Raw genomic sequence first — 19,104 nt, 5'->3', positions numbered from 1 at the left:
TCAAGCAAGGACAGTGTAAAGTGCTGAATATAATTCAATCAAATCGCATGGAAGCACTGCAAGCGCGGTTTCACGCTCTTCTTAAAGTTAATCCATTAACGAGTCCCTTTAAAAAAGAAATTGTGCTTGTGCAGTCACCGGGCATGTCGCAGTGGCTAAAAATAGGTTTAAGTGAACACTTAGGGATTGCCGCTCAGGTTGATTTTCCGCTACCTTCGAGTTTTATTTGGCAGCTTTATCAGCAATTGCTGCCTGATGTACCCAGCGAATCACCGTATAACAAAGCTAACCTTGCTTGGAAGCTGTTTGCGATTTTACCAAACTGCATTGATGAGCCGCTGTACTTACCGCTGAAAACCTATTTAGATGGTGATAGCGAAGGGCAAAAAACCTTTGCCTTGTGCGAGAAAATTGCCGACGTTTATGACCAATATTTAATGTATCGCCCCAATTGGATTGCCACTTGGGAGCAGGGCATCGATGAGCTTGGTGATGTTGATGTGGGCATTGCGCCATGGCAGCCAGATCTCTGGCGTAAGCTGGTGGCGCACAGTAAAGAACTTGGGCAAAGCCAATATCACCGCGCCAACATGCAAGACAAACTCCTTGCAGCCCTTGAAAAAATGGACGCAAGCCTATTACCTGAGCGCATTAGTTTATTTGGTATTTCTGCAATTGCGAGTAGCCAGCTTGAAGTGTTTCAGGCCATTGCGAAAAAAACGCAGGTATTTTTGTTTTTCTTTAACCCTAGTGAACATTACTGGGGCGATACACTCGATGAAAAAACAGCAGCCAAAATTACCGCTAAATATGCTAAACGCCCGCAGTTACAAGCACTTGAAGACAGTGCGAAAAACCCTGATCACGAGTACTTTTTTATCGGTAACCCGTTACTCTCATCGTGGGGTAAATTAGGCCGAGACTATTTTGAGCAGTTACTGCAATTAGATGCGCAGTGGCTTGACGGATTCGATAACGATTTTGATGACAGTTTGTTATCACAAATTCAGTCTGAGATTTACCAATTAGCCTTTAAGGGTGAGTCACTAACGCCAGATAAAGAATGGTTCATCAATGACGAAGGCAAACTGCCAATTCAGTCAGATGATACCAGCATTGTGCTTAGCGATTGCCACACGCCACTTCGTGAAGTAGAACGACTACACGATTACTTGCTTAATTTATTTAATGAAAATAAAGAGTTAACACCGAAAGATATTATTGTAATGATGCCGGATGTTGGCACATACAGCCCGTACATTGAAGCGGTGTTTGGTGGTGCAGAGGGGCGACGCTTTATTCCTTATGCGTTAGCTGATTTAGCTATAGAACAAGAAAAGCCCGTGTTGAGCTCGTTTGCAAGTTTAGCCGATTTACCTTACTCACGCTTTGGTGTGTCTGACATTCTTGATTTACTGCAAGTCACGCAAATTGCCGAGAAATTTAATCTCGAACCGCATGAATATGAGCAAATTGGTTTTTGGCTTGAACGTGTTGGCGTAAAATGGGGCTTAGATGCAGCTCACAAAGACAGTTTTGGCTTACCTGCGATTGATTTAAATACCTGGCAACACGGTTTAAACCGCTTGCTATTGGGTGTTGCACAACGTGATGAACAGTTGCCTTTCTCGGGCATTTACAGTGCCGATGAAGTGGAAGGCATGGCACTAAACACGCTGAATAAACTGATTGAATTTATTGACGTACTGGCACGTTATAAAACCAAGCTACAAGCTGATGCACCACTCAATGAAAAAGCAGAAACGCTAAAAGAGTTATTAGGTGAAGTATACAGTGATGAAGGAGAGCAAAGCTGGGATTTATTAGTTCTACAAAAAGTACTTGATACGCTGATCAAGCATTATGAAAATGGCGATTATCAACAAAACGTTTCGCAGCGCATTGTTAGTTACCTTGTTAAACAAGGTATTCAAGAAAAAGGCGTAGGGCAGCGCTTTTTAGTGGGACAAGTTAACTTTTGTACCTTGATGCCAATGCGGGCTGTGCCATTTAAAGTAGTGTGTATGCTGGGTTTAAATGATGCCGATTATCCGCGTACAGTTCAGCCAATTGGTTTTGACTTAGTACCTTACTCAAAACGCCAAAAAGGGGACCGCTCTCGTAAACTCGACGACCGTTACCTGTTTTTAGAAGCGATTTTAAGTGCTCGTGAGAATCTATACATCAGTTATATTGGTCGCTCATGCTTTGATAACCAACCAAGAATGCCGTCAACCTTAGTGAGCGAACTGCTAGAATATATAGCACGTAGTTTTGAATTTGCAGATCAAGAAACAGACTTAAAGCTTCCAGAGGCGCTGATTAATTATCAGCACTTACAGCCATTCAACCCAGCCTATTATCTGACAGAGAAAAGTGATGATAAGCAAAAAGCAGACAAACCATTAGCAACACAATTACATAGCTATAATCCTGTTTGGATGCCAACTCAAAGTGTCAATCCTGAGCCTCAGCAAGCGCTTAATGTTCAGCCAGAAAGTAGCGTTGAGTTAAGTCAGTTTATTCGCAGTATTTGCCAGCCTCACGAGAGCTTTTATCAGCAAAGCTTGGGTTTACGCTTGCCGCAATTTAACGATATTGCTAAAGATGAAGAGCCGTTTAGCTTAGACGCGTTACGTCGCTACTTTTATCTAGACGAAATTCTCGAAGCCAGTATTCAAGAAATGCCCCTAAACCAAGCGCAAATTATGCAGCGTGGTGAATTACCGCAAGCACACGTTGGTGACTTAGTGTTCGAAAGTATGCAGCACCGAGTCGATGCTCTTGCAGGGCAAGTAAAAGCGCATATTCAAGGTGATGAAGCATTACCCGTTGAAGTAAATATTAAAATTGCCAACACCAGATTAGAAGGTTGGTTAAATCATATATATGGTCAAAAACAGGTGTTTTATCGCACCGCCAGTATTAAAGCAAAAGATGTTATTAGGGGCTTTGTGCATCATTTAGCGGCGCAAATAATGGGTCAGTCAGTTGAAACCCTTATTCTTGGTTTAGACAAGCAAATTAGTTTTTCACCTTTGTCAGAAGACGATGCCCGCAAGTATTTAAACGATTGGTTCTCGCTCTATGAAACGCTTTTAACTCGCCCAGTGGCGTTTTTCCCAGTCAGTGGCTACGAGTATATAAAAACAGATAAAGATATGGTCAAAGCAAACAATAAATTCGCGCCGCAATACATAGGCATGGGTGAAGGCGAAAACCCGTATATTCGTTTAACCATAAAGAGCCTAAAAGACTGTGAAGAGGAGTTTATTAAATGGAGCGAGCTGCTGTTATCGCCACTAGTTGAATTAGCACAGGAGGCAGATCATGCAAACGCTTAATCCAATGAGTATGGCGCTGTGTGGGCAAAGCCTTATTGAAGCCAGTGCTGGTACGGGTAAAACTTACACCATCACTGGTTTGTATTTACGGTATTTGTTGGGCTTACAAAAAGCGACCGGTGAAGATGAACAATTAAATACGCCGCTGAGTGTTGAGCAAATACTGGTGGTGACCTTCACAGAGGCCGCAACGCAAGAAATTAAAGACCGTGTGCGGGCGCGTATAATCAATGCCAGAGATGCTCTGCTTGGTAAAAAGCCCGATGATGAGCTGATTGAGCAAGTAATTAATGAGGTGACTGATAAACACGCGGCATTTGATTTGTTAGACGCCGCGGCAAAGTCGATGGATGAAGCCGCTATATTCACTATTCATGGCTTTTGTCAACGAATGCTGAAACAACATGCTTTTGAATCAGGTGTGGCGTTTAACTTAGAGTTTATTTTAGATGAGCGTGAGCTTATTCAAGAAACCCTCAATGACTTTTGGCGTGCCTTTGTCTACCCACAATCAAAAGAGCGCACGCAAGCAATTACCGATATTTTCCCAGTGCCTGCATCACTGTATTCACAGGTAGTGAGTTTACTAAACAAGCAAGGGGCAACAATCACCCCTGAGTACGACCTTGACGATATATGGCAAGCGCGCGACAACTTTGTGGCAAAAGTACCGGCATTTAAAAAGGCGTGCCTTGAGAGTGAGTTTATTAATGCAGTAAAAGCATCTGATTTAAGTGGCTCAAAAACCCCAGGTCGAAAAAACAGCCTTGCAGCGCTTGAAGAATACCTAAACAATGATGAGTTGTTTTTTGTATTTGGTACCAGTAAATACTCGTTTGAAGTATGGGGCTCTGATAATTTAAACGATCCTGCAAATTACAAGAAAAACGGTAGTTTACTTAGTCATGCAATGGTGGCTCAGTTTGATGAAATGGCCAAACTGAGTAGCCTTATCAACAACGGATTGAATATTGCGATAGTGCAATATGCTGCTAAATGGGTGGCAAATGCATTAGTTAAACGTAAGCAAGAGCAAGGCGTGATCACCCCTGATGACTTATTAAGTAACTTGCATCAGGCGCTTTTAAGTGAGCAAGGCAAAGCGTTAAGTGAAAAAATTGCCGCCTTGTTTCCGGTTGCCATGATAGACGAATTCCAAGATACCGACCCCGTTCAATATGGCATTTTTAGCCGCATTTATGGCATTAAAAACACCACCCTTGCCATGATAGGCGACCCTAAACAGGCTATTTATGGTTTCCGTGGTGCAGATATTTTTACTTATATAGGCGCAAAACAAGCTGTTTCAGAGGACAAACAATACACCCTAGACACCAACTACCGCTCAAGTGAAGGGGTTGTTGATAGCGTAAACCGCTTATTTGCTAAAAATGACAATAGCTTTATTTACAACGACGCAATCCCATTTCAAAAGGTTAATGCAAAAGGAAAACAGCAAGACAAAGCGTTTTTAATAAACGGTGAAATGCCCAGTGCGTTTGAATTTTCGGTTTTTGTTGATGAATACGCAGAAGCGAACAACAAGCCAACTAGCAAAGGGGTGGCTCAACAGGCATTAGCTTTGCAGTATACGAAAAAAATCACTGAGCTACTCAAGCAAGCTGATGCAGGCGATGCGACTATTGCAGGAAAACCACTTACTGCTTCCGATATCTGTGTGTTAGTGCGAGATCGAAACGAAGCACAGCTGATGAAAGCCGCACTTGCAGAAGCTACCATTGCCAGCGTGTATTTGTCGCGTGATAGTGTGTTTAACCAAGAGCTTAGTCACCATTTACTTAACTTTTTAACAGCATTACATGGTCAGTATGATGAGTCATTACTGCGTGGTGTACTTGCCGGGCCATTGTTTTGCTTAAGCTACAACCGCATTTATGAACTTCACGAAAATGAAAGTGCATGGCAAGAGCATCTAAACTTTTTTGCTCAGCTTGCCCATATTTGGCATAAACAAGGCGCCATGGCGATGCTCGAGCGTTTATTAAGCCATAATCAACTCGCAGCGCGTTGGCAAGGCTTAGGTTACAATGTTGAACGCTGGCTTACCGATTTCCGCCATTTAGGGGAAATTTTACAGCAAAAGCAAATTGAGCTTGAGGGAACCCATAGATTGCTGCGTTGGTTTGCGCAAAAAGTCAGTCAACAAGATGGTGAAGCGGTGCAAGTACGCCTAGAAAGCGATGCTAATTTGGTGAAAATTGTCACCATGCACGCCTCAAAAGGCTTAGAGTACCCGATTGTATTCATGCCGTTTGCCTGTGGTTATCGCGAAAGCAAAGAAGCCCTTTATCATAAAGACGGTAAGTTGATTTATGATCTTGCTAAAAGTGATGATGCAATGCAAAAAGCAGAGCAAGAGCGCTTGGCCGAAGATTTACGATTGCTCTATGTGGCGCTGACTCGTGCCGTGCATTTTTGCTCAGTGGGGATGTATAACATTGCGCAAGGTCGCAGTGCTCGTCCGGGCATTCAAAGTACTAGCATTGGCCACGTATTATTTGCAGGGTTAGATGTTAAATCGGGCGATGAATGGCGAGCATTGTTACAAGAATTTTGTAATGGCTCAGCGCACATGCACTATGAGGTATTTACCCAAGCAGATGAGCTTGAAAAGCTAAGATTAGGCAGTTCTGACAGAGAACCAGTCTATAAAGTAAATACTGTTAAAGCAGAGATCCAGCGTGATTGGCGCTCAACCAGCTTTAGTAGCTTAACGCTGAAAAAGCATACTGACCACATTGAACTTGGGCGCAGTGATGAAGACCACGCAAAAGATGAGTTTTTAGCCCAAAATGCAAATGCTATAACACCTTACAGCTTTCCTAAAGGCGCAAAGCCGGGTAGTTGTTTACATGAAATATTTGAGCAATTGGACTTTACCGACCCTTATGCGTTAAAGCGTCCAGCCACTGAGCAAGACGACCATGCACTTGATAAAGTGATCAAAAAATTATTTGAAAAATACCATATTGATGATAGCTGGCAGGAAATGACAGAGCAGTGGATCCTAGCAGCATTGAACTGCCCATTAAACGATAAAGGGCTTAGTTTATCAGTACTTGAACCTGATACGTGTTTGGTCGAAATGGAATTTAATTTACCGTTGTTATCGCTTTCAAGCGATAAGCTTAATCAAGTGTTGGTGCAACATTTTAAATTACCAGGACAGCTTGATTTTAGTGAGGTGCAAGGCTTACTAAAAGGCTTCATAGATTTAATATTTTGCTGGCAGGGTAAGTATTATATTCTTGATTATAAATCGAACTTTTTAGGTAATAGTGCGGCTGACTACCAACATGAGCAACTAGAGCAAGCTATGACCAGTCATCAGTATCATTTGCAGTATTTAATTTATACCGTGGCACTACACCGTTTATTAAAGCAACGTATTCAAGATTACGATAGCGACACGCATTTAGGCGGTGTTTACTACACCTTCTTACGTGGTATGAGCGAAGGGCAAGGGGTGTACTTTAATCAGCTAACGAAACAGCAAATAACTGAGCTTGATAGCTTATTCGCACAAGGAGCCATGCTATGAGTCAAATGACATTCGGCTTTGATGATCATGAACCCCACGAGCCTATGAATAAGCAATCAAACAGTAATGAACAGGCTAGTAAAAATCAACAAGTAGAACAATCAACGAAACATGTTGAAAACGATTCAGCGTTGCCTGCTATAGAAGTTAAAACTCAGCCTCTATTGAGTTATTTGCTTGAGGCAAAACGTATTCGCTTGGTTGATGTTAAGCTCGCAGAGCTTTTAACCGGTTCACAAACACTGATAGAGAATAACGATACAGCGCACAGTGAGGTTTTTTACCTGATTTTATTGCTTGCGGCAGCGCAGCAAAGTCAGCACAGCTGTTTAGAGCTGGCTAATATAAACTGGCAAAATCCGTTTGAAATTAAACAGCAAAGCTTAGCTGATGCCAGTATCGCAGCCCCTGAGGTTTTAACGCCGTTTGATATGGAATTTGGTCTTACTGAGGCCGTTAATAGACTAATGCATGCTGAGTGCGTAGGGGACGACAAGCCACTGCTATTGTTTGCTAATAAACTTTACTTTGCCCGTTTGGCAGAGTACGAAACCACACTGGCATCGCGTTTACATCATTTAGCAACGAAAGAGCTCACCCTTGATGAAGCTGCATTAAAGGCATTACTTGAGGTGTATTTTCCAAACAGTGAACATACAACCAACCCAAGCGATCCTATTAAAACATTAAACTGGCAAAAAGTAGCCTGTGCGATAGCTGCAACAAAAGGCTTTAGTGTGATCACTGGCGGCCCGGGTACCGGTAAAACCACCACGGTAACTAAGCTACTAGCCATATTACAATCTTTGTATGCCAGTGCACCGCTAACAATAAAGCTGGTTGCACCGACAGGTAAAGCGGCAGCTCGTTTAACCGAGTCGATTTTAGGGGCGAAGCAAAAGCTCAGTATGATCCCTGAGAATATCGCGCCACTTATTCCAGACAGTGCGCAAACGATTCACCGCTTACTTGGCGTTATTCCGCATACTAATAAGTTTCGCCATAACAAGCGTAACCCGCTGCATTTAGATGTTCTGATTATTGATGAAGCATCGATGGTTGATTTGTCGCTTATGGCAAAACTAATCGAAGCACTACCTAGTCATGCAAGGCTTATTTTACTTGGCGATAAAGACCAATTAGCTTCGGTTGATACGGGCAGTATTCTAAGTGACCTATGCCAAGGGTTAGAGCTTGGCAAAATGCCTGATTACAGCAGTGAAAGAGCTGCGCAGCTTAATCGCGTTTGTTTTAATAATCAGAGCGCTATACCCGCGGCGAGCAGCCATTTTGTACTTAACGATTGTATTGCGTTTTTACAGCAAAGTTATCGTTTTGATGGCAGCAGCGGTATTGGTCAATTAGCACAAGCTGTAAATACCAATAACAGTGGGTTACTGGGCTACGTTGAGCAAACGATTAATCAAGGCGGTTTTAAAGACCTTAAACTTAATTACAGTGTAATCAGTAAACCTATTGAGTATTTTGTGCAGCAAGCGGCCTTGCAATACCACGATTATTTGCATCTTATCCAGCAAGGGGCAAGTGTTGCCAGTGTGCATAAAGCATTTGCGCACTATCAGTTACTAGCTGCCGTCAGAGAGGGAGATTATGGAGTAAATAGCCTTAATCAGCGTATTGAAAAAGCACTTACTCAACAAGGCTTAATTGCGCCATATCAAAGGCACTATGTGGGTATGCCAATAATGATCAGCCAAAACGACTATCAGTTAAAACTGTTTAATGGCGACATAGGTATTTTAATGCATGATGAGCAAGGTCAGTTAAAAGCCATGTTTATTGATGAACAAGAAAACATTCGTGCCTTTTCACCAGCACGTTTACCCGCTCACGATAAAGTATATGCAATGACTATTCATAAGTCGCAAGGCTCAGAGTTTGCTTACACCGCGATGATTTTACCGCCAATTAAACAGGCTAATCAGGGGATTAACAGACAGTTGGTTTACACGGGGATCACCCGCGCGAAAACCACATTTGAGCTGGTGGCCGATAAAAATGTATTGCTAATGGCAATGAATAAATCTGTTACTCGTGCATCAGGTTTATACGATAGGTTAAAACATGAAGCTCGTTAAAGTAACCGACGTCCAACTTAACCAGTTAATGGATTGGTTTAACACAGAGGCAGAACTGCGTATTTGGTCAGGGCCATTTTTTAACTATCCATTTGATACACAAAGCTTTAAAAAAGATTTAAACCTAGATGCGCTGAATTCCTACGCGTTGGTTAATGGCGATGGCCAGATGCTTGGGTTTGGTCAATACTATTTACGTGAAGGGCGTTGTCATTTAGGGCGGTTAGTTATCGCGCCAAGCGAGCGTGGCAAAGGTCTTGCAAAAGTGCTGATAAATTTACTGGGAGAGCAGGGTAAACAGCAGTTGCAGTGCGATAGCTTGTCTTTGTTTGTGTATACCCACAATACCCTTGCTAAAACGGCCTATGAGAAACTGGGTTTTATACAAACCCAGTACCCAGCTGACATGCCACTCGACGGGTGTATTTATATGACCTGCTAAGAGCGTTTAAAGCTGCTTTTACGAAACAGGTTAGGTTGCCAACCAAAATGGATGGCGCCTAATCTTAAAAATACCGTCACAGCAAATGCGCCAATAATGCACCAAATATAACTTACCTCAAGGGTGAATAAGGCAGCATAGGTTAACCCTCCCGATAAGCAAGCGGTTGAATAAAGCTCTTCACCCATAACTAGAGGCACTTCTCGGCAAATTACATCGCGCATCAAGCCACCAAAAATACCAGTGGTCATGCCCATAGTAATTGCAACAACCATATCAGCTCCTTCTATTAGTGCCTTTTCTATACCGATAATATTGAAAATTGCCATACCTACGGCATCCATTAACAACATGGTGGTGTTACTTAAATCGGGTAAATGACGAATCGATAAAATGGAGGCAAAAATGGCAATGTAAGTAGCATATAAATAATCTGGTTGGGCTATCCAAAAGACCGGCTTATTGAGCAAAATATCGCGTAATGTTCCACCTCCTATTGCTGTTACCGTGGCAACCACCACTACACCAAAACCACCGACACTTTTTTCATGACCTAGTAAGGTGCCAGAGATTGCAAAAAATGCTACACCGATAATGCTTAAAAAGTGAAAGTATTCTGATGTCATGAGGCTTCCTTACCTATTTGATAGTAAGTTAACCTTAGCAAAATGAACTTTATTGATGCTGAACAGATAAGAAAATAGGGCGGGTAATGATGTTACCCGCCGGTATGAGAGTATTGATTATTTAAGGTAATCAATCACTAATTGCGTCATTGCATTTACTCCAAGCTGTAAAGCTTTCTCGTCTGCAAAAAAGTGTGGTGAATGATTACTTGGCGCTGTAACAGCATCTTGACCTTTTGGTGTTACACCTAAGAAAAAGAACATTCCTGGTGTTTCTAAGGCGTAGTAACTAAAGTCTTCTGCACCTGTGATAAGTGGGGTTGTGATCAGGTTTTCTTTGCCAACCACACCTGCAAGTGTTGGGGCCATTTTCTTGGTAAGTTCAACATCGTTCACTGTTACTGGGTAACCATGGTCAATGTGAACATGCGCTTCTGCGCCACCAGATTCAGCCACCATCTCAGCGGTTTTAGCTAAACGTTTTTTAATGTCAGCGCGCATTTCTTGGTCAAAGGTACGAATTGTGCCAACCATTTCAACTTGATCTGGGATGATGTTGTTACGTATACCACCATTAATGGCACCAAATGAAACCACTGAAGGCGCTTTGGTTACATCAACTTGGCGTGAAGCAATGGTTTGAGTTGCCATAATAATTTGTGATGAAGCTACAATTGGGTCAACACCATTCCAAGGACGAGAACCGTGAGTTTGGCGGCCTTTTACTGTGATTGTAAATTTATCGGCGCTGGCCATTAACGGTCCTTCACGAAAACCAATTTGTCCGGTATTAAGTGAGCTGGTTACGTGTAAACCAAATACGGCTTCTGGCTTTTCTTTAAATAAGCCTTCTTTAAGCATAAGCTCAGCACCGCCTTCTTCGCCCTCTGGAGCACCTTCTTCAGCAGGTTGGAAGACAAATAGAATATCACCTGCTAGTTGGTCTTTAATTTTAAATAAAGACTCCGCTGCCGCCATTAAAATAGCCACATGGTTATCATGACCGCAGGCATGCATTACGCCAACTGTATTACCTTTGTATTCAGCTGTTTGAGTTGACGCGAATGGTAAATCTACTTGCTCTTTAACAGGTAATGCATCCATATCAGCACGCAGCGCAATAAGCGGACCTTTTTTACCACCTTTCAGTTTGGCAACGACACCTGTATGAGCAACACCTGTTTGTACTTCAAGGCCTAAAGAGCGTAAATGCTTAGCTACGTATTTGGCAGTTTCAAACTCACGGTTACTAAGTTCTGGGTTTTGGTGTAAATGACGGCGCCATTTAATGACTTTTTCGCTGACGCTTTTATTTGCAGATTTAAGTTCAGTATTAATATCACTAGCAAATGCAGGGGTAGAAATAGCACTGAGAAGTAGGCTGGTCGAAAGTAGTTTGTTTAACATCCCGTATCCTTTTATTATTTAGAAATCCAAACAACCTCAAAATACGAGTTTCAGTTGGAAATAAAAGCGGTTTAGGCAAGGCATTGATTGCAAGTAATAGATGTTCTATTGTTAAAATCAATAACGCAGTATAAATCGCTTTTAAACCAATCCTTTGGGCGCTTCGCAGGCACTTACTCTCATCGTTGTTACTTCTTAAAAGGAAATGCCATTCTTGCAAAGTAACGCCTTGATATTAAGCACCTGTGAAACGCTGAATTCTGCATTTTGAGGTGGCTTGGATATATGCACACTACACTAATGTAAAGGATAAACACTTGAATGAACAAGACCTTTCGGTTATTAACCAAGATAAATGGTTTAAAAATCGAACACAATTATTTAGGGACAAGCTAGTAAAAAATGCTAAATTAATCACCTTAAATGCCGGTGATGCATTGTTTTTGCGTGGTGATGAAAATAATGGTCTGTATTGTGTTATTAATGGCGTGCTTAGAGTTTCTGGCGTTAATAACCAAGGCAAAGAAGCTGTACTCAGTTTTGTAACCAGTGCAATGTGGTTTGGTGAAGTTGCTTTGTTTGATGGTGGTCAACGCACCCACGATGTGTATGCACAAACTACGGTAAGGCTTTTACACGTATCAGAACGGGCATTAACTCAGTTATTACAAGATCATCCCGCTTATTGGCATGATTTTGGGCTGTTGCTTACTAACAAAGTGCGAAATCTGTTTGATTCATTAGAAGATCACGCATTACTAACTGCAAAGCAAAAGGTGATTAAGCGCTTATACATGCTTTATCAGTCATCACTGCAAAACTGTTTGCCGCTTACCCAGCAACAACTTGCCGATATGACCTATCTAACACGGCAAACTGTTAATCAAATTTTGCAATCCCTGCAAGCTGATTCAATTATTAATCTTAAATATCAAACGATTGAAATAATTGATATCGATAAATTGCAATCTCAATGCTAATTTGGAACTAAAATTGCTACAAAGCTGTAATCAAGCTTAAACGGAAGACAACTTGTGGCAATTACGTTTCATAATCAATATAACCCTTATCACACTTCGGCTGCTACTAAGCTTTCGCAAACGGCCCGCCCTGAGGGTGTGAAGGCCATGCATACGCCTGCATCTTCAGCACACCAACTTTTACAAAAGCAGTCTGAGCCCAGTTCTTTTTTAGTACAGGCGCAAGAAGCCTTGGTTTATCAGCGACTCGGGGTTGATAAAGAGAAAATTGACGAAATAAAAGCGCAAATAGAAAAACTTGCCGAACAAATGCAGCAACAAGGTGCCGACACCAAAGCACTGCAAGAAAAAATGAATGAGCTGCAAGCGATGCTTGATGAAGAATATCAAAAAGGACGCGAACGCATGGATATGCAGCCAGAGGCCGACAAAGGCAAGATAATTGATGCGCTGATTTGATATGCGAGTTTAATAGAGCTAGTTAAAATGTCGGATAGTTGACATTCTTGCTAGTAAATTATCTGCTAATCTGAGTTTTGAACACAGTTTTGGCAGGAAAATATAATGAAAACATTAAAACAACAACTGACAAATTACGCCCTTTATCACCGTTCTAAACGCAATATTTACACCCACTTTATTGGCATTCCATTAATTGTGTTTGCAATTATTTGTTTATTGCAACGCGTCACGCTTATCTCTGAGCCTGTTGTCATCTCTTTAGCAACCGTGGTGATTGGGCTCACTTGTCTCTATTACTTAATGCTTAGTTTATCGATGGGGTTAATTATGGCTGTATGCTTAAGTGTGTTAAGCATTGCTGCTGAGCCTGTGGTGTCGCTTTCAACACAATTATGGCTAGCCTTAAGTATTGGCAGTTTCGTTGTTGGTTGGGTTTTTCAGTTTATTGGTCATTATTTTGAAGGTAAAAAGCCAGCCTTTGTTGACGATTTAATTGGTTTGATAATAGGGCCTTTATTTGTATTAGCCGAGTTCTTGATTATGCTTGGTTTTTATAAAGATATTGCTGATTATATCGAACAACATGCTGGGCCTAACAAAGCATAACAACAATAATAAGGAACACATATGCAATTAAATGGTAAAAAAGTTTGGGTAACTGGGGCATCTTCTGGAATTGGTGAAGCACTTTGTGAGCAACTGGCGGCAAAAGGGGCAACGCTAATATTGTCTGCCCGCAATGAAGATAAACTCAATAAGCTAAATAAACGACTCGGTGGTAATCATCACGTAGTCCCCCTTGATTTGGCAAAACCCGAAACCTTACTTGAAGATATGCCTGCGGTGATAGAGCGACTTGGACAAGTTGATGTGCTTATCAATAACGGTGGGGTGTCGCAGCGTAGCTTATTTTTAGAAAATGAATTTACGGTTTATCGCCAACTGATGGAAGTGAATTACTTTGGTTTAATTGCCTTAACTAAGGCGGTCGTACCGCAAATGGTGAAGCAAGGTATGGGGATGGTGGTCTCAATTAGCAGTGTCGCAGGTAAAGTTGGTTCGAAGTTTAGAACTGGTTATTCGGGCTCTAAGTATGCGGTAGTCGGCTTCATGGATTGCTTAAGAGCAGAATTAGCTGATAAAAACATTAATTGCCTGACCATTTGCCCAGGTTCAATTAAAACAGCCATTGCACATAACTCATTAGATGGCCAAGGTAAGCCACAAAATAAGCCAGAGCATTCAATTGAGAACGGCATGGATGTCGCTAAAGCCGCTGCAAAAATGATTAAAGCCATTGAAGCTGAAAAAGATGAGGTTGTAATTGGTGAAGGCATAAGTGGTTTAGCACCGACCATTAAGCGCTTCTTTCCGAGCTTCTTTAATCGGCTAACGGCAAAAATGAATTACCGATAATTCGCTATTATTTATTAGTAAATGATTCTCAGTAAACAATGTGCAACTTGGCTTGCACATTTTTTGTACCAAACGGTCGAATTATTATCACTATAATCTATAAAAGGCACTAGTTTGCTATGGTTAAACGGGGATAGATTAGCTTACAATGGGGTAAAAGTAGTCCAAACAAGAGAGAATAACAATGGCCGCATTTGGTACTGTATTTATGCCACAAATGATCCAAGCACGTTTTGCTGATAACTCATGGAGTGAAAGCGCGCTGGTCCCATCTGATAAAATCGAATTACATGCGGGTGCTCACGTATTACATTACTCAAGCACCTGTTTTGAAGGATTAAAAGCATTTCGTCACGAAGATGGCTCGGTCTATATCTTTCGTATGGATGCTAACATTGCTCGTATGAAACAAAGCTCTAAGTTACTAAACTTACCTGACTTTGAAGAAAGCATGCTCGAGCAAATGATCAAAGACATTGTAAAAGAGTACGCAGACGAAACACCAACACCTCCGGGTTCTATGTATATTCGCCCAACTCACATTGGTACAGAAGCAGCAATTGGTAAAGCCGCTGCACCGTCAATGAGCTCACTTCTTTATGTATTACTTTCGCCAGTGGGTGATTATTTTTCAGGTGGTGCAACGGCATTACGCGTATTACTTGAAGAAGACGGCATGCGCTGTGCTCCACACATGGGTATGGTTAAAAGTGGTGGTAACTACGCAAGTGCATTAGGCCCAATCTTAGAGGCTCGTTCAGAACATCAAGCAGACCAAATTTTGTTCTGCCCAGGTGGCGATGTTCAAGAGACTGGTGCTGCAAACTTTATTCTAATTGATGGTGATGAAATCATCACAAAAGCGCTTGATAGCACATTCTTACACGGCGTGACGCGTAATAGTATTTTAACGATTGCGAAAGATTTAGGTATGACGGTATCTGAGCGTAATTTTACCGTTTCTGAGTTGCTTGAAAGAGCTGCTAAGCCAGGAACTGAAGCAGCGTTATCGGGTACTGCTGCGGTACTTACTTCGGTTGGTACGCTTATTCATAACGACCAAGAGTTTAAAGTAGGTTCGGGTGAGCCGGGTGAGAAAGTCGCTAAATTACGTCAAGCACTGAATGATATTCAATGGGGTAAATCAGCAGATACACATGGTTGGTTAACAAAAGTATAATCTCAAGAGTGTTTACTTGTGTAAGTTTATAAGAGCCACGCCAATGCGTGGCTTTTTGTTTTTACATTGGTTTACAGCGCATTTCGTGATTAACCGCAAATAACTAGACATTCTAATGTATTAATTTTACTTTCATTTCATTAACAATAACTAAAAGTAAAGTGATTATGATTAAGAAAACATTAGCATGTGCAATTGTTGTTGCATTGGCGGGTTGCGGTGAGTCTACCCCTACAAAAACAGAACAAACAGTAAAAACTGCAGAGGTTAAAGCTGCTGTGAATTATCCAGAAACTAAAAAAGGCAATGTTGTCGACGAATACTTCGGTGAGAAAGTAGCCGATCCATATCGTTGGTTAGAAGACGATATGAGCGACGAAACTGCACAGTGGGTAAAAGCCGAAAATGACGTTACTTTTTCTTATCTAAAAAATATTCCTTATCGCGATGAACTTAAAACTACACTCGAAAAGTTAATGAATTATGAAAAAGTGACAGCCCCATTCAAAGAAGGTGAGTACACTTATTTTTATAAAAACGATGGCCTGCAAAATCAGTACGTGGTGTATCGTAAAAAAGGTGACTCAGAAGCTGAAGTTTTCTTAGATCCTAATACCTTCAGTGCTGATGGAACAACATCAATGTCGGGCTTAACTTTTACAGAAGACGGCACCTTAGCTGCCTATCAAATTTCTGAAGGTGGTAGTGACTGGCGTAAAATCATTATTATTGATACGGCAACAAAACAGCCTATTGAAGAGGCATTAGTCGATGTTAAATTCAGCGGTATCTCTTGGTTTGGTAATGAAGGCTTCTATTACTCAAGCTACGATAAGCCAAAAGGAAGTGAGCTTTCTGCAAAAACGGATCAACATAAAGTTTATTATCACAAATTAGGCACAGCGCAAGCTGATGACCAATTAATTTATGGTGGCACAGAAGCACAGAAACATCGCTATATTGGTGCTGAGGTTACTCGTGACAATCGCTATTTAATTATTGCTGCAAGCACTTCGACATCAGGTAATAAGTTATTTATCAAAGATTTAACTAAGCCTGATAGCAAGTTAGTGACAATTTTAGATAATACAGACTCAGATACATCAATTATAGATAATGACGGTACAAAGCTTTATTTAGTGACTAACTTAAACGCACCAAATAAGCGTGTTGTTACTGTGGATGCTGCTGATCCAAGTCCTGACAACTGGCAAGATTTAATCCCTGAAACTGAGAATGTATTGAGCATTTCAAAGGGCGGTAATTACTTCTTTGCTAAGTATATGGTTGATGCTATATCGCAAGTAAAGCAATACGATAAATCAGGTAAACTTGTGCGTGATATCAGCTTACCAGGTGTGGGTACCGCGTATGGCTTTAGCGGTAAACATGATGCACCAACACTGTATTATTCATTCACTAATTACACCACTCCAGGCAACATTTACTCGTTTAATGTTGAGTCTGGCGAGTCTGATGTGTATCGCAAGTCAGGCGCTAAATTTAACAGCGAAGAATATACTTCAGAACAAGTGTTCTACACATCGAAAGATGGCACTAAAGTTCCGATGATTATTTCGTACAAGAAAGGCACCGAGCTTAATGGTAAAAATCCAACTATCTTATATGGCTACGGTGGTTTTAATGTAAGCTTAACGCCAAGTTACAGCCCGACAGTTGCTGCATGGCTTGAGCATGGTGGTGTTTATGCTGTTGCTAATATTCGTGGTGGTGGCGAATACGGTAAAGAATGGCATGTAAATGGCACACAGCTTAAGAAACAAAATGTATTTGATGACTTTATTGCTGCGGCTGAGTACTTAAACGAAAAACAATACAGCTCACCTGATTATCTGGCGGTACGTGGTGGCTCTAATGGTGGCTTGTTAGTTGGTGCGGTTATGACACAGCGCCCTGAGTTATTTAAAGTCGCGTTACCTGCTGTAGGTGTTTTAGATATGCTCCGTTACCACACCTTTACAGCGGGTGCTGGTTGGGCGTATGACTACGGCACCAGTGAGCAAAGTAAAGAAATGTTCGAGTACTTAAAAGGCTACTCGCCAGTTCACAATGTTAAAGCGGGTGTTAGCTACCCAGCAACCTTAGTGACAACAGGGGATCATGATGACCGTGTAGTGCCTGCGCATTCATTTAAGTTTGCTGCTGAACTGCAAGAAAAAGGTGCGAAACAAAACCCATATCTTATTCGCATTGAAACAAATGCAGGGCATGGTGCAGGTACGCCAACAAGTAAGATCATCGACCAATATGCTGATATTTATGGTTTTACCCTCTATAACATGGGTATTAAATCGCTATAAGGAAGTGTTTGCTTAACAAACATTGAAAACGCCGAGCTTAAGCTCGGCGTTTATATATCCATCAAATTAACTTTTATAAATCTATTCCCAGTGCGAAAATCATTTTGTAATCTTCTTTTTCTGGTACCACACCGTTTTCATCGGCAATAGGGTCGGCTAAGTAATCCCATACTAATGACATGTCAAAATCGATATCATCTGTGATCTCAAATTCAAACGCAGCCATTGCATATTGTGAATCACCCCCGGCGTCACTATTAGCCGTCAAATAACGATAATTAAGTGAAAAATCAATTTTCTTGGTTACTTCTAATTCATAATTTGTAGATATGAACCAAGACATTGATGAGTTGCTTTCATCTTCGCCTTCAGCAACAGTGTCAAATTGCGTTTTTTGGTATGCTGGCCCTGCTGTAAAATCCCATTCTGTTTTATCTGTATCCATTACATAGTAACCAACACCTGCGCCTACAGTGTATTTATTAGCGATATTTTGGAACGGATCACGATAGTACTCAAAGAAAATAGGGCGGTAATACATTTTTTGTGTATAAAACCAGTCATAAGTGCCGTTAGCACGAATGTTGTTTTTAGTAACTTGATTATCGCTAGTAGTCCGGTAGCCCAAAATTTCAGATAAAAAACGACTAGATGCAGTACGGCGTTTGATATCAGCTTTAACAGAATACTCAGTTTGGTCTGTATTACCGCGAGCTAAATCTGCACCCATCGACAATTTTATAGTCCATGCACTAAGTTCACTTTCTACTGAAGGAGCAATAGAGACTAAATCGCGATAACGGTACTTAGCAGGTTGTTCACCCACTTTGATAAAACCACCGGATATATTAAGTGCGCCGCTTAGCTCCTTCCCATCGTTAAAACGAACTGTATGGTGGCGGTCAGAGATAATCATGTAGACATCTTCACGATCGATTATTAATGTGTCGAGCACATCACTATCGAACTCGATCTCTTTATCATACATTGAGACAAGTTCACCTTTAAGCCACTCACCAGAGTTTAGTCGTATCCAATCAAATCGAGAGGCATCTTTAATTATTAAATTTCGCTCTTCAAGTAACGGATCAGGAAGTTGTTCTGCGCTATAGCAGGTAAATGTACTTACCATTATAGCGCTTAAAAGTAGGTGTTTTTTGAGCATCATTTCAATCCCTGTTAAATAGAATGCATCCAAAGAGGAGTGGTTATTTTCTAATAACCTGTTTAATTTTAGAACAGTTTTCAGCTGTATTCAAAAACTA

13 protein-coding genes are annotated in these 19,104 nt (G+C 41.2%); 10 read left to right on the top strand and 3 right to left on the bottom strand.

What is annotated here, in order from left to right:
• Positions 1-20 precede the first annotated feature (20 nt).
• Genes recC through HCZ11_RS15560 form a run of 4 tightly spaced genes read left to right on the top strand, consistent with a single transcriptional unit; the run spans position 21 to position 9,447 of the window.
• A complete protein-coding gene (gene recC, locus HCZ11_RS15575) occupies positions 21-3,344 on the top strand; it encodes an exodeoxyribonuclease V subunit gamma (protein ID WP_167658847.1) in 3,324 nt (1,107 codons plus the stop codon).
• Entirely contained in the window at positions 3,331-6,906 is a 3,576-nt protein-coding gene (recB, locus tag HCZ11_RS15570; protein WP_167658846.1) for an exodeoxyribonuclease V subunit beta, read from the top strand. The genes recC and recB overlap by 14 nt, the downstream gene beginning before the upstream one ends.
• Positions 6,903-9,005 carry an exodeoxyribonuclease V subunit alpha gene (gene recD / locus HCZ11_RS15565; protein WP_254869164.1) on the top strand — a complete coding sequence of 701 codons (2,103 nt, stop codon included), beginning with the start codon at positions 6,903-6,905 and terminating at the stop codon, positions 9,003-9,005. The genes recB and recD overlap by 4 nt, the downstream gene beginning before the upstream one ends.
• On the top strand, positions 8,992-9,447 hold the full coding sequence (locus tag HCZ11_RS15560) for an N-acetyltransferase (protein WP_167658845.1): 456 nt from the start codon (positions 8,992-8,994) through the stop codon (positions 9,445-9,447). The genes recD and HCZ11_RS15560 overlap by 14 nt, the downstream gene beginning before the upstream one ends.
• Here HCZ11_RS15560 and HCZ11_RS15555 read toward each other — a convergent pair.
• On the bottom strand, positions 9,444-10,073 hold the full coding sequence (locus tag HCZ11_RS15555) for a trimeric intracellular cation channel family protein (protein WP_130051689.1): 630 nt from the start codon (positions 10,071-10,073) through the stop codon (positions 9,444-9,446). The genes HCZ11_RS15560 and HCZ11_RS15555 overlap by 4 nt on opposite strands.
• Positions 10,074-10,190: 117 nt before the next feature.
• On the bottom strand, positions 10,191-11,480 hold the full coding sequence (locus HCZ11_RS15550) for an amidohydrolase (protein ID WP_167658844.1): 1,290 nt from the start codon (positions 11,478-11,480) through the stop codon (positions 10,191-10,193).
• A 317-nt stretch (positions 11,481-11,797) separates the two neighbouring features.
• Between HCZ11_RS15550 and HCZ11_RS15545 the strand changes: the two genes are divergently transcribed.
• From HCZ11_RS15545 to HCZ11_RS15520, 6 genes are all read left to right on the top strand, one after another.
• On the top strand, positions 11,798-12,460 hold the full coding sequence (locus tag HCZ11_RS15545) for a Crp/Fnr family transcriptional regulator (protein WP_167658843.1): 663 nt from the start codon (positions 11,798-11,800) through the stop codon (positions 12,458-12,460).
• A 54-nt stretch (positions 12,461-12,514) separates the two neighbouring features.
• Positions 12,515-12,919, top strand: coding sequence for a hypothetical protein (locus tag HCZ11_RS15540; RefSeq protein WP_167658842.1), 405 nt, complete (start codon positions 12,515-12,517; stop codon positions 12,917-12,919).
• A 105-nt stretch (positions 12,920-13,024) separates the two neighbouring features.
• On the top strand, positions 13,025-13,528 hold the full coding sequence (locus HCZ11_RS15535; RefSeq protein WP_167658841.1) for a DUF962 domain-containing protein: 504 nt from the start codon (positions 13,025-13,027) through the stop codon (positions 13,526-13,528).
• Between the two features lie 21 nt (positions 13,529-13,549).
• Positions 13,550-14,338: an SDR family oxidoreductase gene (locus HCZ11_RS15530; protein WP_167658840.1), complete on the top strand. Its 789-nt coding sequence runs from the start codon at positions 13,550-13,552 to the stop codon at positions 14,336-14,338.
• Positions 14,339-14,516: 178 nt separating this feature from the next.
• The gene (locus HCZ11_RS15525) at positions 14,517-15,518 is read left to right on the top strand and encodes a branched-chain amino acid aminotransferase (protein WP_256854557.1); all 1,002 of its coding nucleotides are present in this window, start codon (positions 14,517-14,519) and stop codon (positions 15,516-15,518) included.
• Positions 15,519-15,685: 167 nt separating this feature from the next.
• Positions 15,686-17,839: a prolyl oligopeptidase family protein gene (locus tag HCZ11_RS15520; protein ID WP_167658839.1), complete on the top strand. Its 2,154-nt coding sequence runs from the start codon at positions 15,686-15,688 to the stop codon at positions 17,837-17,839.
• Between the two features lie 73 nt (positions 17,840-17,912).
• Here HCZ11_RS15520 and HCZ11_RS15515 read toward each other — a convergent pair whose 3' ends face one another.
• Complete coding sequence (locus HCZ11_RS15515; protein ID WP_167658838.1) at positions 17,913-18,971, bottom strand: DUF481 domain-containing protein; 1,059 nt, start codon at positions 18,969-18,971, stop codon at positions 17,913-17,915.
• Positions 18,972-19,104 lie beyond the last annotated feature (133 nt).

It is taken from the genome of Pseudoalteromonas sp. HF66 (assembly GCF_011806445.1).
GTDB classification, from domain to species: domain Bacteria; phylum Pseudomonadota; class Gammaproteobacteria; order Enterobacterales; family Alteromonadaceae; genus Pseudoalteromonas; species Pseudoalteromonas apostichopi.
Note: the sequence above shows the minus strand (reverse complement) of the source record. Positions and strands in the feature narration are given on the sequence as shown.